The organism is Streptomyces sp. NPDC001796 (assembly GCF_042892355.1).
Taxonomy (GTDB): domain Bacteria; phylum Actinomycetota; class Actinomycetes; order Streptomycetales; family Streptomycetaceae; genus Streptomyces.
This window is the reverse complement of record NZ_JBIAUC010000009.1, coordinates 204,308-224,060: the sequence shown is the minus strand read 5'-3', so window position 1 is coordinate 224,060 and position 19,753 is coordinate 204,308. Positions and strand designations below refer to the sequence as shown.

Here is a 19,753-nt window from a genome sequence, read left to right as displayed (position 1 = left end):
GCTCCTCACACCAGCTGGTACCCACGGAGGTCGGTGAGCAGGAGGTAGGTGTCCTGCAGGGACCCGGAGGTGTCGCCGAGGGAGCGGTAGATGCCCCACTTCGGGCGCACCCGGTCGGCCAGGAAGGTGTCGACGCCTGTCTTCGACGCGTCGATCACGGTGGAGCCGCCGGACTTGAGGATCCAGCGGACCGAACCCGCCGAGCCGTTGCCGACCTTGATCTGGAAGTCGACGTCGGTCCACTTGTCGTGGAGCGGGTCCAGGTCGGTCCGGCCGACGAGGATGTCGTCGACGGCGAGCTTCAACTCGATGGTCTGCTTGCCGTTCACCCGCCGCAGCGACTGCACGACGATCGGCGAGGTGCCGTTGCCCGGCTGCTTCATCTGCATGATGTGGGTGAAGGTGGTGGTCGCCTTCAGCGAGCTCGGGATGTACATCGAGTACGTGACCCGCCAGGTCTGTCCCTCGGTCCACTTGAGGTAGCTGCTGCTGCTCGTGCGCAGGCCGGTGACCTCCTGGCGCTGGCGGTCGGTCGAGGTGTCGCGGTCGACCATGTGCATGTTGAAGCGCCAGCTGTCGCCGGTGGCGAAGATGTGCGGATGCCCGGCGGGGTGCGAGTCGGCACGGTCGTCCTCGATCGTCTCGAAGGCGCCGAGGCCGTCGCTGCTCGCGGAGGGCGCCCACTTCTGCCGCCAGGAGGCGGCGTCGGCCGTGGCAGCGGTCGGCAGGCCGGCCGCGACCGCCGCCGCACCACCGAGGGCGGCGCCCAGCAGCGCCCTTCTGGACGTGCTCATGACACTAATCACCTCGCAGTTGTTCGTTCATGATCAGGAAGGCACCCAGGCCGTGGAAGTCGTTGGTGGCCCGGGTGCGGCCGACGTAGTACGCGTAGTCGCCGACGTTGGTGCCGATGGAGATGTCGGCGAGATTCGTGCGGCCGTCGGAGCCGACCGAGAGCTTCGCCAGCACGCCCTGGTAGCCGCGGCGCGCGACGGCGGCGTAGTGCGGGTCGATGTAGCCCTGTCGGGCGCCGCGCGACAGGGCGTAGGTGAACATGCTGGAGCAGGAGGTCTCGGTCCAGTCGTCGGGCCGGCTCCCCTTGTCCATCACCTGGAACCAGCGCCCGGTCGCCGGGTCCTGGTACTTCTCCAGGCCCGCGGCCAGCTTGCGGAAGATCGACACCAGTCGGGGGCGGCGGGGCTGGTTCGCGGGGATGGCGTCCAGCACGTCGACGATCGCCATGGAGTACCAGCCGACGGCCCGGCACCAGTGCTCGGGGGCGAGCCCGGTCTGCGGATCGGCCCAACCCGCGCTCCTGGACTCGTCATAGGCGTGCCTGAGCAGGCCGTCGGCGACCTGCAGATGGCTGCCGTAGACGGAGAGCTGCTTGGCCGCCTCGTCGTCGGTGTACGCACTGTCGCCGAACTCCTCGCCGTACTCCACGAGGAACGGGTTCACCATGTAGGCGCCGTCCGCCCAGAGCTGGTGCGCCCGGCTGCTGGTGTCGGCGTGCCAGAAACCGCCGTCCGAGGTGCGGGGATAGGTGTTCAGCCGGTCGCGGATCTTCCGGGCGGCGGTGCGGTAGCGGTCCTGACCGGTCTCGTGGTGGAGGAGCACGAGCAATCGGCCGGCCTGCATGCTGTCGAGGCTGTCGAAGCCCTGGCCGATCGAGCCGTCGCTCTTCACGAAACGGTCGACATAGCTCTTGATGTACGTCAGGTAGCGGGCGTCGTGTGTGCGCCGGTAGACGAGGTACTGGCCGTACAGGTACAGGCCGACCGGGTAGGACCAGCCGCCGATCGTGCTCGGCGTGTAACGGGACGTGGTCGAGTCCACGACCGCGACCGACCAGTCCGGGGCGGCGACGGGGCGCGTGGCGTGGGGTGCCGGAGCCGGGGCGGCCGGTGCGGTGGCCGCCGGCCCGGTCAGTCCGGCGGTGGCGAGCGCGCCCGCCGTCAGTGCGGTTCGCAGGCGTCGTCTCATGACGCTTCCTTTCGATGGGCGCAGGGATGGGCTCGGGACGGGCGCGGGATGGGCGTACGGGTGCGGCGGGTGACGGCGGCCTCGGGCCGGGAGCGGAGGGTGGCGTGTGAGCAGGCCCCGCCCGGCCGCACGCCGCCCTCCGCGAACTCCGCGCGCGCCGTCGACTGCCGTGGAACGGCGAACAGTTCGCGTCACCGGGTCGCCGGCGCACCGGTGGTCCGGTCAGTCGGGGACCTGACCGGCCACGTCCTCCGATGTTTCCCGAATGCTCTGCTCCAGTTGGCAGGCCCGGTGGGCCTTCTCGTTCATGGCTGCGTACCTGCTTTCCAGCGAGTGGGGGGTGGGGTGGGCCCAGTCAGGGCCAGGCAGGCGCGTGGTTCACATAGATGCACCAGGTTCAGCGATGCGTTCGGTGCCGCGATACAGAGTTGCGGGATGGCGTGACTCGGTCAATGGTCCGGACCGATAAGGTCGGATCCATTTCCGGCCATTCTGTGGTTGTCGTCGAGACTTCGCGGGGAACCCGGGGCTCAGGAATGCACGTAGGGTGGTGATCGTTGACGATAGGAGCACCACCCGACGACTGAAGGATCGAGAGCTCGTGAGCAGCAAGGTCCCCCCGATCATCCTGAACAACGGCGTCGAGATGCCCCAGCTCGGCTTCGGCGTCTGGCAGGTGCCGGACGACGAGGCGGAGAGCGCGGTCACCACCGCGCTTCAGGCCGGTTATCGCAGCATCGACACAGCGGCGATCTACGGCAACGAGGAGGGCGTCGGCGAGGCCGTCGCCGCCTCCGGCATCCCCCGCGAGGACCTCTTCATCACCACCAAGCTCTGGAACAGCGACCATGGGTACGACGCCACGCTGCGCGCCTTCGACGCGTCGCTGGACAAGCTCGGCCTGGAGTACGTGGACCTGTACCTGATCCACTGGCCGCTGCCGTCCCGAGGCACGTTCGTCGAGACGTACAAGGCCTTCGAGAAGCTCCACGCGGACGGCCGCGCCCGGGCGATCGGTGTCTCCAACTTCCTTCCGGAGCACCTTCAGACGCTGATCGACGCCACGTCCGTCATCCCGGCGGTCAACCAGATCGAGCTGCACCCGCACCTGCAGCAGCACGCCGCCCGCGAGTACCACGCGGAGCAGGGCATCGCGACCGAGGCCTGGTCGCCGCTCGGCCAGGGCAAGGGCCTCCTCGAGGTGCCGGCGATCGTGGCCATCGCACAGAAGCACGGCCGCACCCCGGCCCAGATCGTGCTGCGCTGGCACGTCCAGCTCGGCAACATCGTGATCCCGAAGTCCGTGACCCCGGCCCGGATCAGGGAGAACATCGAGGTCTTCGACTTCTCGCTGGACACCGAGGACATGGCGGCGATCAGCGCGCTGAACGAGGACCGTCGCCTGGGTCCCGACCCGGCGACGTTCGACCTGGGCTGACCGGCGACCGAACGACGCGCCCCGGACCTCCGCCACAGCGGTTCCGGGGCGCGTCGCCGTGGTCCCGGGGCGCATCGTGGTGCGCGTCCCCGCGTGCCGTCACATAGGCGCTGACCAGGATCAGCGCGCAACCGACCCCCTGCATCGGCGTCGGCCGCTCCCCCAGCACCAGGGCGCCGAGGACGAGCGCGCCCACCGGGGTGAGCAGGAGCAGGACCGCTCCGGTGTGGCTCGGCAGCCGTGGCGAGTTGACGGCCACCAGCAGCCAGCCGACGACCTGGCTGCTCAGCGCGACCAGCGCCAGCCAGCCCAGCGCGGTCCAGGACGGCGTGAGGTCCAGGACGCCCCATGCCGCGCCGCCGACCGCCGAGACGACGGTCGCCGCGCAGATCACCACGGTGTACGTGGTCCGGACATGCCCCCGGAAGCCCCCGCGGCGCAGCAGGAAGAGAAAGCCCGAGTAGCTCAGCGCGGCGAGGACCGCGTGGACCGTGCCCGCGGTGGGATCGCTGCCACCGGCGCCCTTCTCGAACAGCCCGCCGGTCAGTACGACCCCCACGACCAGCACCGGCAGCCAGCTCAGGAACCGGCGGGGCACGTACTCCCGGTCCACCGCCCAGGCAAGCAGCGGCACCACCACGACCTGCACATTGACCAGCACGGTGGACAGCCCGGCGCCGACCTCGGTGATCGACTTGGCCCACAGCAGGGTGTCCCCGGCGAACAGCACCCCACCGGCCAGCCCGTAGCAGAGCTGTCGCCGGGGCGGTGGGCCTTCGCGGCGCCACTCGGGGAGGGCCAGCAGCACCAGGAACGGCAGAGAGATCAGGCAGCGGTACGCCGAGGCGGTGCCCGCCCCGGCGCGGCTGAGCGCGATGAAGACAGGTGACGCGGACAGCGACAGGGCACCGGCCGCCTGACCCCAGCGAGGTCCGCGCGGGACCCGCGGGGCGCGTCGACGCGTGGCGGCGATGTCCGTTCGCGTCACTCGGCGGACTCCTCACGGCAGGCGTGAAAACGTGCTTCGAGTACCCGCCGGCCGATCGGCCATGCGCGGCCTCGCTCACGCGGCCGAGCTGCGGCTTTCGCCGTCGGCGCCCAACCGGGGCCGCTTCTCCGGGCGTTGCAGGGCTTGACGCGAGCATGCAGACGGGTCCACCTTGTAGCGCACTCGGTAAGGAAACTTTCCTAACAGAAGGGTCCCCCACAGTGCGCACTCGACCACTGACCCTCGCCGCGGCCGCCGGCGCCGCACTCCTCGCCACCGCCGTGCTCCCCGCGAACGCCTCCGGAGCCGCCCCCAGGTCCGCCCAGGAAGGCTCGGTCAGCGCGGCCGACCTCCTCGCCAAGGTGACGTCCTGTTCGCAGATATCGAACGGCAAGTACAAGACCGACGAGGAGACCTCGGCCACCGTCCCCGTGTGCGGCAAGAACGGCGCGGTGTTCTGGAAGGCCGACATGGACGTCGACTGCGACGGTCAGGTCACCGGCAAGTGCAACAGCAACACCGACCCCTGGTTCCAGGACGACACCGCGTTCCACCAGTCCGACGGCAAGCCGCTGCGCGCCGACTCGCTGCCGTACGTCGTCGTGCCGAGCGCCAGCAGCATCTGGAAGTACTCCAGCTCCGGCATCAAGGGCGGTGGCGTGGTCGCCGTGATCTACAACAACAAGGTCGAGTACGCGGTCGTCGGCGACACCGGCCCCACGAAGATCATCGGCGAGGCGTCCTACGCCACCGCGAAGGCGCTCGGCATCGACCCCGACCCGGCGACCGGCGGCGCGGACTCCGGCGTGACGTACATCCTGTTCAAGAACTCGCAGGTGTCGCCGATCGAGAGCCACAGCGCGGCGGTCTCCCTCGGTGAGTCGCTGGCCAAGCAGTTCATTCGCAACAACTGACCCCGTGATGCCGGGCGCCCGGTGCCGGGCGCCCGGCACACGTCAGTCGGGCCGGCCGATCGGTCGGGGAGCGCTCTCCGGGTCAGGCCTTGACGGCCGTGTGCATCGTGTGCGCCTGCAGCACGTAGACATCGGGGCGGTGGTACAGGCTCACCTTGTCGTCCGGGTCCAGGAGGCGGTCCAGGGTCGCGCGGTCCGTCGCGTCCAGGCCGTCCGCGAGCTTGTCGCGACGGCGCCGGAACTCGGCGACGACACAGGTGCGGGCCTCGTCGGAGAGCGGGGCGGGCAGCTCGAACAGGAAGGTGCGGGTCACCGGCGCGCGCAGCCCGACGGAGGTCATGAGCCCGGCCCAGTCCTCGGTCTCCGTGACCGCGTCGGGCAGCTCCGCGCGCATCGCGGTGAACCGCTCGGTCTCCACCGCGTCCAGCCGGGCCTCCAGACCCGGGCGTCCGATGCCGATGTCACGCGGGAGCGAGCGCGGGGGCAGGCCGCCCTCCAGCAGGGCCAGGACCCCGCCGGGAGCGAGACGATCCGCGAAAGCGGCCAGCGCCGCGCGCTGGTCACCGAGGTGATGCAGGCTGCGACTCGCCCACAGCAGGTCCGCAGGGTACTCCAACTCCGCGAGTGCACCCGGGAGTTCACCGGCCACAGTGCTGAAGCGGTCGGTCAGCCCCAGCCGGGCGGCCCTCATACGGGCGCGTTCCAGCAGCGGCTCGGAGCCGTCGGCCGCCACGACCCGGGCGTCCGGGAAGGCCTCGGCGAGGACGCAGGTGACGGCTCCCGGTCCGCTGCCGGCGTCGACGATCAGCCCCGGCCGCGCACCGCGCTCGCCCAGCCAGTTCGCGATCCGCCGGTACATGGGGGTGAGCAGTTCGGCCTCCGACTCCAGCAGCGGGGCCATCGCGGCCCAGTCGACGTCGGCGTGCGCGTGATGGTGGTGGTGCTCGTGCGCCATGGTGGTCACCCTCTCTTCTCGGTGCCGTCAGCCTGCGCCGACGCACCGTGAGCGAGCAACTTCCGTTGCCGTTACCGCAAAAACGAGGTGCGCCACCGCCGGCCGGTCGCCGACGATGGCCCCATGGACGACCGAATGGTGGAGCGCTTTCTCGAGGACGGGTTCGTGCGGATCGAGGGCGCCGTGCCGCGGCGGGTCGCGGAGGACTGCGCGCGGCTGCTGTGGCGGGAGACGGGGTACGACCCGGAGGACCCTGGCACCTGGAAGGATCCGGTGGTCTGGGTGGGCGGCATGGCCCAGGGCCCGTTCGCGGCAGCGGCCAACTCCCCGGTTCTGCACGAGGCGTTCGATCTGCTGGTGGGCGAGGACCGTTGGGTGCCCCGGTACTCGCTGGGCAGCTTCCCGCTGCGGTTCCCGCACGAGCGGGAGCCGGACGACGCGGGCTGGCACATCGAGGGCAGCTACCTGCCCGAGGGAGCGAGCTGGCACTACGCCAACCTGCGCTCGAAGGACCGAGCGCTGCTGATGCTGTTCCTTTTCAGCGAGGTGACCGAGGACGACGCCCCGACCCGCATCCGGGTCGGCTCCCACCTGGACGTACCGCCGCTGCTGGAGCCGTACGGCGAGCAGGGCGTCTCAGGGCTGGAGATCGCGCCGAAGCTGGTGGCGGCGACGGAGCGCCGCCCCCTGGCGTACGCCACCGGCCGCCCCGGTGACGTGTACCTCTGCCACCCCTTCCTCGTCCACGCCGCCCAGCCCCACCACGGCACCCGGCCCCGCTTCATGGCGCAGCCGCCGCTGTACCCCGCGGTGCCGTACGAGCTGGACCGGCCCGACGGCGACTACTCGGCGGTGGAGTTCGCGATCCGCCGGGGCCTGGCCCGGGAGGACTGACCCCGGCGGATCGCCTCGGCTCACGGCAGAGGCGGGTAGGCGTTCTGCATCAGCTGCTGGAACTGGGCCGAGAACCAGTGCCCGGACAGCGGTGCGTTCGGCAGGGCGCCCGACATGTTGTTGTTGTTCCGCGGGTTGCCCGTGTACGTCGGGTCGCACATCCGGTCGAAGCCCTTGCCCTCGTCGTTCGGGATCGCGGAGCTGGAGCCGTCGGACTCCCCCGGCGGCTTCATCCACACATAGGCGTCGATCCCGGCGGCCGGGTTGGCCTGCGGACGCTCACCGAGGCCGGCGCCCGCCTGGTTGCACCAGTTGCCGGTGTTGATGCGCCGGTCGTAGCGACCGCCGTTGACGTACGCGTCCACGTCCGTCCTGGGGCCGGGGCCGGTGGGCCGTGCCGAGCCGCCCCAGCCGTTCCTGGAGGTGTCGACCAGCATCCCGATGTTCGAGTTGAAGCCGACCGAGACGAGCTTGTCCCGGAAGGCCTGCGCGTACGACAGCTCGTCGACGTACCGGTTCCAGTCCACCCACTTGGACTGGCGCACCGACGTGCCGTTCACGGTGTCGTTGACGGTGAAGTTGTCCTCCTTCAGGGCGCTGTAGTTCGCCGTGTTGGTGATGAAGCCCGCCACGTCGTCGACCGTCGCGCCCTCGCTGGTGGCCGCCTGCTTGAGCAGGTCGGCCGTCGGGGCGAAGTTGTCGTCCCAGCCGAGCCAGCCGTGGTGCCCGGCGTCCACGTAGTTGTAGACGTTCGGGATGGCGCCGAGTTTGGCGAGGGCGTAACCGACGCCTTTCACGTAGTTGCCGTTGGCCTTCATCGTGTCGCACAGCGGGACGGCCGTGGCGCGGCTGCCGGTGTTGGTGATGAGGTTCGGCAGCGAGTCGAGCTCCACGGTGGTGACGATCCTGAGGGAGGCGTACTTGGGGTCGGAGAGGATCGCCGCGATCGGGTCGATGAACTGCGTCTTGTACTTGTCGATCTCGGTGGGGCCCAGTTCACCGTTGGAGGCGAGGGCCGAGCAGTCCCGTCCCGGCAGGTCGTACACGACGAGCTGGACGACCTCCTCGCCGGTGCCCTTCTGCTTGAGCGCCTCGTCGAGGTGGGCGCGCAGGCCCATGCCGCCGTTCACGCCGTTGATCGCGGCGATGCGGTCGAGCCAGACGCCGGTTGGCTGGTCGGAGACGCGGGTGCCTCCCGGCTCGGCGGCGGCCTTCGCGGACCACTCGGGGTTCACGTACACCTTGGCGCCGGCGTACGGGTTGTCGACACGGCTGCCCGAGCCGCTGCCGCCGCCGCTGCCGCTGCCGCCACCGGCGTCGACGTTGCAGGTGACGCCGTCGAGCGTGAAGGTGGCCGGGACCGCGTTGGTGCCGCTGTAGGTGCCGTTGAACCCGAAGCTGACCGAACCGCCCGTCGTCAGTGAGCCGTTGTAGCTCTCGTTGGCGGCGGTGACGGCGGCCCCGCTCTGGCTGATCTTCGCGTTCCAGCCGCTGGTGACCTTCTGGTTGCCGGCGTACGACCACTTCACCGACCAACTGGACTTGGCGGCGGAGTTGTTGGTGACGGTGACGGCGGCGGTGAAGCCGGTGTCCCACTGGTTCTGCACCTTGTAGTCGACGGTGCAGGGGACGGCGGCGTGCGCGGGGGTGGAGACGGCCGCGGTGCCGATGCCGCCCGCGACGAGGGCCAGGGCGGCCAGTAACGACGTTCTGGTACGACTCATGAGTGCGGGTCCCTGTCTGGTCGTGAACTGTGTGGACTGCGAACTGTCTGGTCTGCGAACTGTGTGGACTATCCGTTGAGGGCGCGCAGGTGGTCGCGCAGCCCGATGCCGTACGACGTGGGCGTTCCGTCGTAGTTGGAGATCAGGGACGGCCCCGACGAGCAGTCCCAGGTGTTCCAGGTCCAGCCGAGGTAGGACAGGTTGCGGTCGTCGAACCACTTCATGACCTGGTCGACGAACCCGTGCGAGCAGGTGTTCTCACCGATCTCCCCGGCCACCAGCGGCACCTGGGCCGCGACCGGGGCGAGCGTGGAGTTCCAGCAGCTCTCGCTCGAGCAGGTGTTGAAGTTGTAGACGTGGTAGGCCGCGACGAGATTGCCCGCCGGGTCGCTGGGCCTGTACGTCAGCCACTGGCTCAGGTCGTTGGAGTACGCGAGCCCGCCGGCCAGGATCACGTTCTTGGCGCCGGTGGAACGCACCGCGTCGACAAGGTCCTGCATGCCGGCGACCTCGTAGGAGATGCCGGGGCAGGTGCCGCCGTCCCTCCAGCACTTCCAGGCGTCCGTGACGCTGGAGGTCGCCCGGTCCGGGTACGGCTCGTTGAACAGGTCGAACGCCACCGCCTGGTCGTCCTTGAACGTGCTCGCGACCGACGACCAGAACGACGGGGCGTACTGGGCGTCCGGCATGGGCTTCTGGCAGGTCGCGTGCACGTCGGAGCAGCCCGCCGAGTTGCCGGTGTACTGGCCGTAGGTCCAGTGCAGCTCGACGACCGGTGTCATGCCGTGCGCCTCGACGCGGGCCACCAGGTCCTTGACGGCCTTGATGTAGTTGGCGCCCGCGTACTCCGGCTTGACGTCGGAAAGACCCAGCCAGCATGCCTCGTTGAGCGGAATGCGGACCGCGTTCGCCTTCCAGTCGGCGATCGCCTTGATCGCCGCGTCGTCCACCGGGCCGTCGAAGACGCCGTAGCCCTGGACGCACATGAACTCGCCGCCGGACCGGTTGACGCCGAGCAGGCGGCGGGCCTTGCCGGTGGCGTCCGCGAGCTTGTTGCCCAAGACGTGCAGGGCCGGTGCCGAGCCGCTCGCCGGGGGCTCGGTCGGGGGCGGCGTAGGCGCCGGCCCGGAGTCGACGTTGCATGTGGTCCCGTTGAGCTTGAACGCCGTCGGGACGGCGTTGCTCCCCGACCAGGAGGCGAGGAACCCGGCGCTGACGCTCGCACCGGTGGCCAGCGAGCCGTTCCAGCTCTCGTTGGTCGCGGTCACCGTCGTACCGGACTGGGACCACTTGGCGTTCCAGCCCTGGGTGACCTTCTGACCGCCCGCGAAATCGAAGGCCGACGTCCAACTGCTCACGGAGGCACCGTTGTTGGTGATCCTCACGGCGCCCTGGAAGCCGCTGTCCCACTGGCTCGTGACGGAGTACTCCACCGTGCACGCGGGTGCGGCGCCCGAGGCCGTGACCATCGGGACGACCACGCTGCCGACGACGGCGACCGCGCCGGCCATGAGTAAGAGTGCTGAACGAGGAGGGTGTCGCATGAGCGAGTCCTTGCAGCTCGGGCGCGCCCGCGACGGACGCGTCGACTGATGGAGTCGCTCCCACTGGTGCCGGTGAAGGTAGCGCCAAGTGACGGCGAAGAACAGAGGAGTAGCTGACTTTCCTTCAGTGCACCGTGTCGAATCTTTTCGACTCTTCAAGCACCTTGACCCCTCTTGCCCCCCTCCCCAATATGGGAGCGCTCCCACTGGTTCAAGGCTTGTTGCTCCTCCCCCCACCTCTGCTCCGAGCCGCAAGGAGGAACCAGCACATGGCACCCAGACGGAGACGCCGCGCCGCGCGCCGACTCTGGACCGCTGTCGTGGCGGCCCTCGCACTCCCCCTGACGATGCTGGCGAACGGCACGAGTCCCGCCCATGCGGCGGCGGTTCAGTGCAGCGTCGACTACAAGACCGACGACTGGGGCTCCGGCTTCACCACCGACCTCACGATCACCAACCGCGGCGCCGACGCCATCGACGGCTGGACGCTGACGTACGACTACTCGGGCAATCAGACGCTGACGAGCGGCTGGAGCGGCACCTGGTCCCAGTCCGGCAAGTCGATCACGGTGAGGAACGCGTCCTGGAACGGCACGATCGCCGCCGGGGCCGCCGTGAACACGGGAGCCCAGTTCACGTACAGCGGCACGAACGCCGCGCCCACGAACTTCGCAGTCAACGGCACGATGTGCACGGGCGCGCACCAGCCGCCGGTCACCGTGCTGACCAGCCCGGCCGCCGGCGCGGTCTACACCCAGGGTGACGCGGTCCCGCTCGCGGCCACCGCGGCCGCCGCCGACAACACGACGATCAGCAAGGTCGAGTTCTACGACGACACGACGCTCCTGGGTACCGACACGAGCGCGCCTTACTCGCTCTCGGTCTCCAGCTTGACCGTGGGCAGTCATTCCCTGGTGGCGAAGGCGTACGACAGCCTGGGGGCGTCGGCGGAGTCCACGCCGGTCGGCATCACGGTCGCCTCGGGTCCCGCCGTGGTGGCCTCGCCGACCCAACTCGGCGTCCAGCAGGGCAAGACGGGCACATTCGGTGTCACGTTGTCGAAGCAGCCGAGCGCGAACGTGACGGTGTCGGTCGCCCGCACGTCCGGCAACTCGGGCCTGACCGTCACCGGCGGATCCTCGCTCACCTTCACGCCGTCCAACTGGAACACGGCCCAGACGGTGACCATCACGGCGGACGCCTCCGGTACCGGCTCGGCCACCTTCACGGCCTCCGCGACCGGCTACGCCAAGGCCACGGTGACCGTCACGGAGCTGGCTGCCACGAAGGCGTACGACGCCCGATTCCTGGACCTCTACGGCAAGATCACCAACCCGGCGAACGGCTACTTCTCCCCCGAGGGGATCCCCTACCACTCGGTGGAGACACTGATCGTCGAGGCGCCGGACCAGGGCCATGAGACGACGTCGGAGGCGTACAGCTACCTGCTGTGGCTGCAGGCCATGTACGGGAAGGTGACGGGCGACTGGTCGAAGTTCAACGGCGCCTGGGGTCTCATGGAGAAGTACATGATCCCGACCCACGCCGACCAGCCGGCCAACTCCTTCTACAACGCCTCGAAGCCCGCGACCTACGCGCCCGAGCTGGACACCCCGAACGAGTACCCGGCCAAGCTCGACTCGTCCGTCCCGGTCGGCTCGGACCCGATCGCCGGCGAGCTGAAGAGCGCGTACGGCACGGACGACGTCTACGGCATGCACTGGCTGCAGGACGTGGACAACGTGTACGGGTACGGCAACGAGCCCGGCAAGTGCGAGGCGGGCCCGACGGCCACCGGACCGTCGTACATCAACACCTTCCAGCGCGGACCGCAGGAGTCGGTGTGGGAGACGGTGCCACAGCCGACCTGCGACTCCTTCAAGTACGGCGGCAGGAACGGCTACCTGGACCTGTTCACCGGCGACTCGTCGTACGCCAGGCAGTGGAAGTTGCGGCGCTCGAGGACTACACCGACCGGCACCACCTGGGCATCGCCGAGACGGCACGCATGTTCGCCGCGGTGAACACGGCGGCGGCCGACGCCGTCATCACCGCCTGGGACGCCAAGCTCCGGTACGGACGCTGGCGGCCCATCACCGCCGTGCAGCTGGCCGACACCGACGGCAACCCCGGGACCCAGGCCGACCCGCAGTGGCAGCCGCTTCTCGTCACGCCACCGCACCCGGACTACCTCAGCGGCCACACCACGGTCACCGGCGCGGTGACGCAGACCCTCAGCGGAATCCTCGGCACCACACGGCTGGACCTGAACATCCCGTCGGAGATCACCGGCACCACCCGGCACTACGCATACGCCGACCAGCTCAACCAGGACATGATCGACGCGCGTGTGTGGGCCGGAATCCACTTCCGTTCGGCGGACGTGGCCGGGGCCCAGACCGGCAAGCGGATCGGCGGCTGGGCGGTGACCCACTACTTCCGACCTCTGCGCCCGCACCGCTGATCCGAGGGGCGCGCGCCTGGCCGGCGCGCGCCCCGTTCGCATCCGCCCTCCCGTCTGCACGTCATCCCTGTGCATCAGGCACCTTTCAGTCGCAGTGCAGGCACCGTGCAAGGGGCGGACCATTCGCGCTGTCCGGCCTTGCGCCGCTGGTAGTGGCGGGCGACGCGCACCCGGTTGCCGCATCGGGCGGCGGAGCACCAGCGGCGGCGCGGATGGGCGGGCAGGAAGAGCATCACGCAGCCGTCGGCCTCGCACTCCCGGACCCGGGCGACCGCCGGATCCGCCAGCAGTTCGGCGGCGGCCTCCGCGAGGCTTGCGGCCAGCCGCAGGCCCGGTGCGCCGTCGCGTCGGCGGGCGGCGACCACGGCATTAGACATGCTCGCTCCAGTCGGATCTCGTACTACCACTCCAACGTCGAGTGCTACGACCACTGGCACGCGTGGCTGCGCCGGCACACCCCGCCCACCCTCATCACCTGGGGAAGCAACGACCCCTTCTTCCCCGAGTCCGGGGCCCGCGCCTACCTCCGCGACCTGCCCGACGCCGAACTCCACCTCTTCGACACCGGCCACTTCGCCCTCGAGACCCATCTGCCGGAGATCGCCCCACTCAGCGCCGACTTCCTCGACCGCGTCTGGAAGTGATCGGATCAGGGTGACCCACGGGGCCGTTGGCGGCCGGTGACATCTCATGCCTTGCGGACCGAGCCGAGCCCCTGGAGGCTCCGGGGGTCGCCGTGCCTCAGTCGCCGTCGCCCGCGCCGGGGCCGCCGTATCTTTCGGCCAGCTCGGACACCGTCCGGGCGATCCGCCGACGCAAATCCTCGGGTTCCAGCACCTCGATGTCGGCGCCCAGACCCAGGAACTCCCCGTGCGCGTGCTCGACGGACTCGATCGGTACGGTGGCCAGAGTCCAGCCGTCGTCCATCTCACGGCCGTTGGCTTCGGCCGCCTTCCCCGCCGGTCCGGTGAGCCGCGCACCCGGGGCCAGCCGGACGACCGCCTCGCCGCGGTACAGCCGGTCGTGGAAGCCCCGCTGGTACGCCGCCCAGTAGGTGGCCAGGTCGAAGTCCTCGGGGACGGTGAAGTCCTCGTCGCTCGAGCTGAGTTCGAGAATCTGGTCGACGCGGAAGGTGCGCGGTCCCGGCCCGGCGACGACGTACCAGCGCCCCGCCTTCAGCACGAGTCCGTACGGCTCCAGACGGCGCTCCACATCGGTGGGTTCCCGCCAGCGCCGGTACAGGACGTGCAGCACGCGGCTGTTCCAGACGGCGTCCGCGACGGCATTCAGGAACGGGGCCTCGTCGGCGTCCGCGTACCAGCCGGGGGCGTCCAGATGGAAGCGGCCGCTGATCCGGTCGGCGTGCACGCGAAGTTCGGGCGGCAGCGCGGCGCGGACCTTGAGCTGGGCGGCGGCGAGGACGGAGCCCAGTCCGAGCGCCGCGGCCGGTCCCGGCGCGCCGGACAGGAACAGCGCCTCGGTCTCGCCCGCCGTCAGTCCGGTGAGCCGGGTGCGGTAGCCGTCGAGCAGTCGGTAGCCGCCCGCGTGCCCGGCGTCGCCGTAGAGCGGAACGCCCGCGGCGTGCAGCGCCTCGACGTCCCGGTAGACGGTGCGCACCGAGACCTCCAGCTCTGCGGCCAGCCGGGCGGCGGTCATCCGACCGCGCGTCTGGAGCAGCAGCAGGATGGAGACGAGCCGACTGGACTTCACTGACACAGGATGTCAGGGAACCGGCCCTAGCGTCCCTGGCATGGCTTTCAGGGAGAAACTCCTCACCGTGCCGCCGCCGATCGAGGTGGCGGGCCGGTGGGTCAAGCGCTACCACGTCACCGCCGACCCGGCCGGCATCGCGCCCGACGTCGAGAAGGCGGCGTACGCGATACTGCCCCAACTGCTGCCCGAGCCGGACGCCACGCCGCCCGCGACGTTCGTCGTGCTGCACCGGGGTGATGACGACGGCGCCTATCTGAACGCGTACAGCTGGGTGTGGGACAACGTCCTGCACTTCCGTGGCGCGGCGGCCGGCCAGCCTGTGGTCGGCTGCCCGGACCGGGACGCCGCTCACTTCGTCCTGACCGAGCGGCCGTGGATCGGCTGTGTCTGGGAACTGCCGCCGGTTCTGCACGAACGGGACGCCTGGGTACGGCATCTGCTCGCACCCGACGTCCCCGATCTCGACGCCTACCTGACCGATTCCCTGCCCGAGGGCACCACAGGAGACCGCTGATGAGCAGCCCGCACGACTTCGACTTCCTCCACGGCGAGTGGCAGATCCTCAACCGCCGCCGGACCGACTTCCTCGACCCCGGCAGCCACTGGGAGGAGTTCACGGCGACGAGCCGTTGCCGGCCGCTGTTCGACGGGGCGGCGAACATCGACGAGATCGACATGCCGCACCTGGGGTCGAAGGGGCTCACCCTGAGGCTGTTCGACCGGGAGACCGAGCAGTGGTCGCTGAACTGGTCCTCCAGCACCAGTGGAAAGCTGTTCCCGCCCGTGATCGGGCAGTTCGACGGCGACCGGGGCGAGTTCCACGGCGACGACACCGTCCCCCAAGTTCTCGACTCCGCTCGAACAGGGGGGACCCCCGTCGGCAGGGACGTGCGGGTCCGGTTCGTGTGGTCCGGGATCTCACCCACCGCCGCCCGCTGGGAGCAGGCGTTCTCGGTGGACGGCGGGGAGACCTGGGTGACCAACTGGGTCATGGAGCTCAGCAGGCCCGTCTGAGGCCACCAGGTCCCCCTCGTCAGAGCCCCACCTTGCGGAACGCCCGCAGGGTGAACACCGGGTCGGGGCGCGGCCGGTCCTGGTCCGGGAGTGCCGCGAGTTCGCCGGCGATCCGCTCGGTGAGCGGGTCGCCGGGGGCCAGGGTGACGAACCAGCCGCGGCGCAGGTCCGCCAGGGTGCGGCGGGGGCTGCGGCCCTGGCCGGTCCCGGTGAAGCGCGCCCCGCCGGCCGGGACCAGGCCGCAGGCGTCGGCGTGCGCCGCGACCGCCTCTGCGGCGTCGTCCGCAGGCCTGCGCGGGCGGAGGGCGAGCACGGCGTCGATGTCGCTGCCCACATTGTGGGAGGCGGCCTTGTCGACGGTGGTGATGTAGACACCGCCCGGCCGCAGTACCCGGGCGCACTCGGCCAGCACGGCCCGTACCGCATCGGGGCCGTCCAGGAGATGCAGCAGCCACACGCTGGTGACCGCGTCGAACGCCCCGTCCGCGAACGGCAGTCGGCGGCTGTCGGCGAGGACTACGGCCCCGGGGAGCCGGGCGGCGGCCCGGCACGCCATCCCGTACGCCAGGTCCGCGCCCACGACCCGCAGCCCGGGCCGCGCGGCCGCGAGCCGCCGCGTGACGATGCCCGTGCCGCAGGCCACGTCGAGCAGCCGGCCGGTACCCTCGGGCATCAGTGTGAGCACGGCGTCGGCCGCCGCGGCGGCCCGGGGTTCCCCGCCGCGCAGGGCGTCGTACTCCGCGGCCTCCTCGTCGTAGTCGAGCACGCGTGCCGTCCGCTCAGTGCGCCCCGTGGCCGGGCGCCAGTTCCTCGACCCTGCGGGCCAGTTCGAAGTCGAGGTCGGTGACCGCGCCGCCCGCGCTGTGCGTGTTCACCGTGAGGGAGACGGTGTTGTAGCCGAGGGTGAGGTCGGAGTGGTGGTCCAGTTCCTCCTGCACCTGGGCGATGTGCACGACCATCGCGGTCGCCGCGAAGTGCGTGCCGAGCCGGTAGGAGCGGGCGATCCGGTCGCCCTCGAGGGACCAGCCGGGCAGCTCCGCCAGCCGGTCCTCGATCTCCTTCTGCGACAGCGGTTCGACGGGCATGACCTGGCTCCTTCCGTACGGCGTGACGCGGGGACGGCCCCACCCTGTCACATCCCCTCCGTGCGGCCCCGTACGCGCGGCCGTGGCCCTCAGGCCCTGTGTGCCACGGGCTCTCAGCGCCGTACGCACTCCGCGGCGAAGTCGTCCGCCAGGACTGTCGTCTCGGCCCGTCCCTCGACGCGCTCCAGCCACTCGTGCGGCAGCCCGTGGTCGCCGTGGTGGGCGCCGAGGAGGTTGCCGCAGATGGCGCCGGTGGAGTCGCTGTCGCCGGAGTGGTTGACGGACAGCAGCAGCGCCTGCCGGACGTCGGGCTCGGCCAGGGCGCAGTACACGGCGATGGCCAGGGCCTCCTCGCCGATCCAGCCCCCGCCGAGCGTCTCCACCTTCTCCGCGGTCGGCGCGCCCTCGGCGGCCAGGTCGAGGGCGCGCCGCAGCGCGGCCGTGGTCTCCTCGTGGCCGGGGTGACGGGCGAGCAGGCGCAGGGCGCGCAGTACGGCGCCTTCCAGGGAGTCGCCCTCCACCAGGTACGCGACGATCGCGGCGAAAGCGCCCGCGGAGTAGTAACCGGTGGGGTGGCCGTGGGTGGTCTGGGCGCACAGCGCGGCCATCAGGAACGCCGTGTCGCCGGGCACCCGGGCGAGCCCGAAGGGCGCGGAGCGCATGACCGCGCCGCAGCCCTTGGAGTCGGAGTTGACCGGGCCGGGGCGGCCCAGTGCGGCGCCGGGGTCGGGTACGAAGTCCTGGGCGAGGCCGGAGAGGCAGGCGTTGCCGGGGGCGCGGCGCGCGTACAGCCACCCCTGCGCGGCGAGTCCGGCGGCGCCGGCGGGCGGGGCGGGCAGGTGCTGGGTGTCGAGCCAGCGGCCGTACGCGTCCCGTACCAGCCGGGACCAGCCGCCGCCGATGCCCTTGTGGCGCTCGCGCGCGTGCGCCTGCCCCAGGCCCTCCACCGTGAACAGGGTCATCTGCGTGTCGTCGGTGACGCGGCCCACGGTGCCCTGCCCGTCGGGAACGAGACCCGTGACGCCCTCGGCGCCGTGGGTGGAGCGGATACGGTCCAGGGAGGCGAACTCGATCGGGTAACCGAGGGCGTCGCCGATCGCGCCGCCGAGGAGCGATCCGCGCACCCTGGCGCGGTAGATCGCGGTCGCCTCCCAGGACGGGTTCAGCCGGTCGTCCATGCACCACTCCTCGACTACGGTCATCCGTATGACCATTGTCGCGTCCTCATCCGCCGCCCCCTCCCCCGCCCCCTCGGAGCAGGGGATCGGCCCGCTGCTGCGTGGGTGGCGGGAACGGCGGCGGGTCAGTCAGCTGGAACTGGCGCTGCGGGCGGGCTCGTCGGCGCGGCACATCAGCTTCATCGAGACGGGCCGGTCACGGCCCAGCGAGGAGATGGTGCTGCGGCTCGCCGAACATCTGGAGGTGCCGGTGCGGGAACGCAACGCGCTGCTGCTGGCGGCGGGTTACGCACCGCACTATCCGGAGACGCCGCTGGACGACCCGTCGATGGAGGCGCTGCGGGCGGGCGTGGAGCGGCTGTTGCAGGGCTACGAGCCCTACCCGGCGCTGGTGGTGGACGCGACGTACGAGGTGGTCGCGGCGAACCGGGGCATCGCGATGTTCCTGGAGGGCGTCCCGGACCGCCTGCTCACCCCGCCCCTGAACGCGATGCGCCTGACGCTGCATCCGGAGGGTCTGGCGCCACGCATCCGCAACCTGGCCGAGTGGCGCGGCCACCTGCTCGCGCAGATGGAGCGGCAGATCGCGCTGCAGCGCTCGCCGGCTCTGCGTGCGCTGTACGAGGAGGTGGCGGCGTACCCGGTCCGGGCCCGGAGCGAGTCCGCGTCCGGACCGGGCGAGGAGAGCGAACAGGTCCCGTACTTCGCGCTGCCGATGCGCATCGAACACGAGGGCCGGGTGCTGTCCTTCGTGTCGTCCATCTCGACCTTCAACACCCCGATGGACGTGACGGTCGCGGAACTGGCCATCGAGACGTTCCTGCCCGCGGACCCGGCGACGGTGAAGTACCTCCAGTCCCGCGGAACGTGATGGGTCGCCGGCGGTGACCGGCGGTACGCGGCCGTCCGCACACCGAGTGTTCTCCGACCCCGTGAGACTCACCCGGGAACATGTCACACTGCTCGCGTACTTCGGCGCGTGGGGAGGCGTGGCGTGAGTGAGCGGCGGGCTGCGCCGACCGTCGGGCAGGTGGTGCTCGGTCGGCGGCTCCAGGAGTTGCGGGAGGCCGCCGGACTTAAGCGCGAGGAGGCGGCGAAGGTGCTGCGCGTCGCCCCGGCGACCGTGCGGCGCATGGAGGCCGCCGAGGTCGCGCTGAAGATCCCGTACGTGCAGGTGCTGCTGACGACGTACGGCGTGCCCGAGGAGGAGATCGCCTCCTTCGTGCGGCTCGCCGAGGAGGCCAACCAGCCCGGCTGGTGGCAGCGGTACCACGACGTGCTGCCGGACTGGTTCAGCCTGCACGTCAGCCTGGAGGGCGCCGCCCGCCTCATCCGGTCCTACGAGCCGCACTTCGTGCCCGGGCTGCTGCAGACCGAGGAGTACGCACGTGCCGTGCTGGAGACCGGGACGATCGGGCAGGGGCGCCCCGAGGACATCGAACGGCATGTGGCGCTGCGGCTGGCCAGGCAGAGGCTGCTCACCGGGGAGAACCCGCCCCATCTGTGGGTGATCATGGACGAGACGGTGCTGCGGCGCCCGGTCAGCATCCGCTCGAAGGTGATGCGTGACCAGCTCGACCGCCTCCTGGAGGCCTCGGAGAACCCCGCGATCACGCTGCAGGTGGCGGAGTACGCCTCGGGCCCGCACCCGGGGACGTACACGCCGTTCGTGCTGTTCCGCTTCGCCGAGCCGGAGCTGCCCGACATGGTCTACAGCGAGTACCTGACCGGCGCCCTCTACCTCGACTCGCGCACCGAGGTCGCCCTGCACCTGGAGGTCCTGGACCACATGTCGGCGAAGGCGGCCTCCGTGACGCGCACGCGGGAGATCCTGCGGGAGTACCGCGACAGGTTCTGAG

General features: G+C 70.7%; 20 protein-coding genes and 1 pseudogene. 10 read left to right on the top strand and 11 right to left on the bottom strand.

Annotation, left to right across the window (positions count from 1 at the left end; genetic code table 11):
• Positions 1-5: 5 nt before the first annotated feature.
• The gene (locus ACFYZE_RS20690; protein WP_388995835.1) at positions 6-794 is read right to left on the bottom strand and encodes a heparin lyase I family protein; all 789 of its coding nucleotides are present in this window, start codon (positions 792-794) and stop codon (positions 6-8) included.
• Between the two features lie 4 nt (positions 795-798).
• On the bottom strand, positions 799-1,983 hold the full coding sequence (locus tag ACFYZE_RS20685; protein ID WP_388995832.1) for a glycoside hydrolase family 105 protein: 1,185 nt from the start codon (positions 1,981-1,983) through the stop codon (positions 799-801).
• A 601-nt stretch (positions 1,984-2,584) separates the two neighbouring features.
• Here ACFYZE_RS20685 and ACFYZE_RS20680 point away from each other — a divergent pair.
• Positions 2,585-3,421: an aldo/keto reductase gene (locus tag ACFYZE_RS20680; protein ID WP_388995830.1), complete on the top strand. Its 837-nt coding sequence runs from the start codon at positions 2,585-2,587 to the stop codon at positions 3,419-3,421.
• On the opposite strand, the gene ACFYZE_RS20675 is transcribed toward ACFYZE_RS20680, so the two are convergent.
• Complete coding sequence (locus ACFYZE_RS20675; protein ID WP_388995827.1) at positions 3,360-4,409, bottom strand: DMT family transporter; 1,050 nt, start codon at positions 4,407-4,409, stop codon at positions 3,360-3,362. The two genes, ACFYZE_RS20680 and ACFYZE_RS20675, sit on opposite strands and share 62 nt — an antisense overlap.
• A 221-nt stretch (positions 4,410-4,630) precedes the next feature.
• Here ACFYZE_RS20675 and ACFYZE_RS20670 point away from each other — a divergent pair, with 221 nt between their 5' ends.
• On the top strand, positions 4,631-5,323 hold the full coding sequence (locus ACFYZE_RS20670; protein WP_388995824.1) for a glycoside hydrolase family 75 protein: 693 nt from the start codon (positions 4,631-4,633) through the stop codon (positions 5,321-5,323).
• 82 nt (positions 5,324-5,405) lie between these two features.
• Here the strand turns inward: ACFYZE_RS20670 and ACFYZE_RS20665 are convergent, their stop codons facing one another.
• Positions 5,406-6,278: a class I SAM-dependent methyltransferase gene (locus ACFYZE_RS20665; protein WP_388995821.1), complete on the bottom strand. Its 873-nt coding sequence runs from the start codon at positions 6,276-6,278 to the stop codon at positions 5,406-5,408.
• 123 nt (positions 6,279-6,401) lie between these two features.
• Between ACFYZE_RS20665 and ACFYZE_RS20660 the strand changes: the two genes are divergently transcribed.
• Positions 6,402-7,172: a phytanoyl-CoA dioxygenase family protein gene (locus ACFYZE_RS20660; RefSeq protein ID WP_388995818.1), complete on the top strand. Its 771-nt coding sequence runs from the start codon at positions 6,402-6,404 to the stop codon at positions 7,170-7,172.
• A gap of 20 nt (positions 7,173-7,192) precedes the next feature.
• On the opposite strand, the gene ACFYZE_RS20655 is transcribed toward ACFYZE_RS20660, so the two are convergent.
• Both ACFYZE_RS20655 and ACFYZE_RS20650 read right to left on the bottom strand, forming a co-directional pair.
• A complete protein-coding gene (locus ACFYZE_RS20655) occupies positions 7,193-8,896 on the bottom strand; it encodes a glycoside hydrolase family 6 protein (RefSeq protein ID WP_388995815.1) in 1,704 nt (567 codons plus the stop codon).
• Between the two features lie 68 nt (positions 8,897-8,964).
• Entirely contained in the window at positions 8,965-10,407 is a 1,443-nt protein-coding gene (locus tag ACFYZE_RS20650; RefSeq protein ID WP_388995812.1) for a cellulase family glycosylhydrolase, read from the bottom strand.
• A gap of 302 nt (positions 10,408-10,709) precedes the next feature.
• Here ACFYZE_RS20650 and ACFYZE_RS20645 point away from each other — a divergent pair.
• Both ACFYZE_RS20645 and ACFYZE_RS20640 read left to right on the top strand, forming a co-directional pair.
• Positions 10,710-12,389 (top strand): annotated as a pseudogene (locus tag ACFYZE_RS20645) (glycoside hydrolase family 48 protein); the annotation flags it as partial.
• Between the two features lie 59 nt (positions 12,390-12,448).
• The gene (locus ACFYZE_RS20640; protein ID WP_388995809.1) at positions 12,449-12,904 is read left to right on the top strand and encodes a vanadium-dependent haloperoxidase; all 456 of its coding nucleotides are present in this window, start codon (positions 12,449-12,451) and stop codon (positions 12,902-12,904) included.
• Between the two features lie 74 nt (positions 12,905-12,978).
• Here ACFYZE_RS20640 and ACFYZE_RS20635 read toward each other — a convergent pair whose 3' ends face one another.
• Complete coding sequence (locus ACFYZE_RS20635; RefSeq protein ID WP_388995806.1) at positions 12,979-13,137, bottom strand: CGNR zinc finger domain-containing protein; 159 nt, start codon at positions 13,135-13,137, stop codon at positions 12,979-12,981.
• Here ACFYZE_RS20635 and ACFYZE_RS20630 point away from each other — a divergent pair.
• Complete coding sequence (locus tag ACFYZE_RS20630) at positions 13,117-13,548, top strand: alpha/beta fold hydrolase (RefSeq protein WP_388995804.1); 432 nt, start codon at positions 13,117-13,119, stop codon at positions 13,546-13,548. The genes ACFYZE_RS20635 and ACFYZE_RS20630 overlap by 21 nt on opposite strands.
• A 97-nt stretch (positions 13,549-13,645) precedes the next feature.
• Here the strand turns inward: ACFYZE_RS20630 and ACFYZE_RS20625 are convergent, their stop codons facing one another.
• The gene (locus ACFYZE_RS20625) at positions 13,646-14,614 is read right to left on the bottom strand and encodes a helix-turn-helix transcriptional regulator (protein WP_388995801.1); all 969 of its coding nucleotides are present in this window, start codon (positions 14,612-14,614) and stop codon (positions 13,646-13,648) included.
• A gap of 40 nt (positions 14,615-14,654) precedes the next feature.
• On the opposite strand from ACFYZE_RS20625, the gene ACFYZE_RS20620 reads away from it, so the two are divergent.
• On the top strand, positions 14,655-15,131 hold the full coding sequence (locus ACFYZE_RS20620; RefSeq protein WP_388995799.1) for a hypothetical protein: 477 nt from the start codon (positions 14,655-14,657) through the stop codon (positions 15,129-15,131).
• Positions 15,131-15,631 (top strand): hypothetical protein, encoded by a 501-nt coding sequence (locus ACFYZE_RS20615; RefSeq protein ID WP_388995796.1) that lies wholly within the window; start codon positions 15,131-15,133, stop codon positions 15,629-15,631. Before ACFYZE_RS20620 ends, ACFYZE_RS20615 begins: the two co-directional genes overlap by 1 nt.
• Before the next feature lie 19 nt (positions 15,632-15,650).
• Here the strand turns inward: ACFYZE_RS20615 and ACFYZE_RS20610 are convergent, their stop codons facing one another.
• The 3 genes from ACFYZE_RS20610 to ACFYZE_RS20600 all read right to left on the bottom strand — a co-directional run bounded on the left by ACFYZE_RS20610 (position 15,651) and on the right by ACFYZE_RS20600 (position 17,894).
• Positions 15,651-16,397: a class I SAM-dependent methyltransferase gene (locus tag ACFYZE_RS20610; RefSeq protein ID WP_388995793.1), complete on the bottom strand. Its 747-nt coding sequence runs from the start codon at positions 16,395-16,397 to the stop codon at positions 15,651-15,653.
• 13 nt (positions 16,398-16,410) lie between these two features.
• Positions 16,411-16,716 carry a 4a-hydroxytetrahydrobiopterin dehydratase gene (locus ACFYZE_RS20605; RefSeq protein ID WP_200417958.1) on the bottom strand — a complete coding sequence of 102 codons (306 nt, stop codon included), beginning with the start codon at positions 16,714-16,716 and terminating at the stop codon, positions 16,411-16,413.
• A 113-nt stretch (positions 16,717-16,829) separates the two neighbouring features.
• The gene (locus ACFYZE_RS20600; protein ID WP_388996072.1) at positions 16,830-17,894 is read right to left on the bottom strand and encodes an ADP-ribosylglycohydrolase family protein; all 1,065 of its coding nucleotides are present in this window, start codon (positions 17,892-17,894) and stop codon (positions 16,830-16,832) included.
• A gap of 28 nt (positions 17,895-17,922) precedes the next feature.
• Between ACFYZE_RS20600 and ACFYZE_RS20595 the strand changes: the two genes are divergently transcribed.
• The gene (locus tag ACFYZE_RS20595) at positions 17,923-18,765 is read left to right on the top strand and encodes a helix-turn-helix domain-containing protein (RefSeq protein WP_388995790.1); all 843 of its coding nucleotides are present in this window, start codon (positions 17,923-17,925) and stop codon (positions 18,763-18,765) included.
• Positions 18,766-18,888: 123 nt separating this feature from the next.
• Complete coding sequence (locus ACFYZE_RS20590) at positions 18,889-19,752, top strand: helix-turn-helix domain-containing protein (protein WP_388995787.1); 864 nt, start codon at positions 18,889-18,891, stop codon at positions 19,750-19,752.
• The last annotated feature ends 1 nt before the right edge of the window (position 19,753 follow it).

Excerpts from the sequence above, each read along its gene's own strand:
- ACFYZE_RS20595 (WP_388995790.1), top strand. The coding sequence starts at position 17,923 with ATGACCATTGTCGCGTCCTCATCCGCCGCCCCCTCCCCCGCCCCCTCG.
- ACFYZE_RS20655 (WP_388995815.1), bottom strand. The coding sequence starts at position 8,896 with ATGAGTCGTACCAGAACGTCGTTACTGGCCGCCCTGGCCCTCGTCGCG.
- ACFYZE_RS20685 (WP_388995832.1), bottom strand. The coding sequence starts at position 1,983 with ATGAGACGACGCCTGCGAACCGCACTGACGGCGGGCGCGCTCGCCACC.
- ACFYZE_RS20690 (WP_388995835.1), bottom strand. The coding sequence starts at position 794 with ATGAGCACGTCCAGAAGGGCGCTGCTGGGCGCCGCCCTCGGTGGTGCG.
- ACFYZE_RS20620 (WP_388995799.1), top strand. The coding sequence starts at position 14,655 with ATGGCTTTCAGGGAGAAACTCCTCACCGTGCCGCCGCCGATCGAGGTG.
- ACFYZE_RS20635 (WP_388995806.1), bottom strand. The coding sequence starts at position 13,137 with ATGCTCTTCCTGCCCGCCCATCCGCGCCGCCGCTGGTGCTCCGCCGCC.
- ACFYZE_RS20630 (WP_388995804.1), top strand. The coding sequence starts at position 13,117 with ATGGGCGGGCAGGAAGAGCATCACGCAGCCGTCGGCCTCGCACTCCCG.
- ACFYZE_RS20640 (WP_388995809.1), top strand. The coding sequence starts at position 12,449 with ATGTTCGCCGCGGTGAACACGGCGGCGGCCGACGCCGTCATCACCGCC.
- ACFYZE_RS20650 (WP_388995812.1), bottom strand. The coding sequence starts at position 10,407 with ATGGCCGGCGCGGTCGCCGTCGTCGGCAGCGTGGTCGTCCCGATGGTC.
- ACFYZE_RS20660 (WP_388995818.1), top strand. The coding sequence starts at position 6,402 with ATGGACGACCGAATGGTGGAGCGCTTTCTCGAGGACGGGTTCGTGCGG.
- ACFYZE_RS20600 (WP_388996072.1), bottom strand. The coding sequence starts at position 17,894 with ATGGACGACCGGCTGAACCCGTCCTGGGAGGCGACCGCGATCTACCGC.
- ACFYZE_RS20665 (WP_388995821.1), bottom strand. The coding sequence starts at position 6,278 with ATGGCGCACGAGCACCACCACCATCACGCGCACGCCGACGTCGACTGG.
- ACFYZE_RS20615 (WP_388995796.1), top strand. The coding sequence starts at position 15,131 with ATGAGCAGCCCGCACGACTTCGACTTCCTCCACGGCGAGTGGCAGATC.
- ACFYZE_RS20605 (WP_200417958.1), bottom strand. The coding sequence starts at position 16,716 with ATGCCCGTCGAACCGCTGTCGCAGAAGGAGATCGAGGACCGGCTGGCG.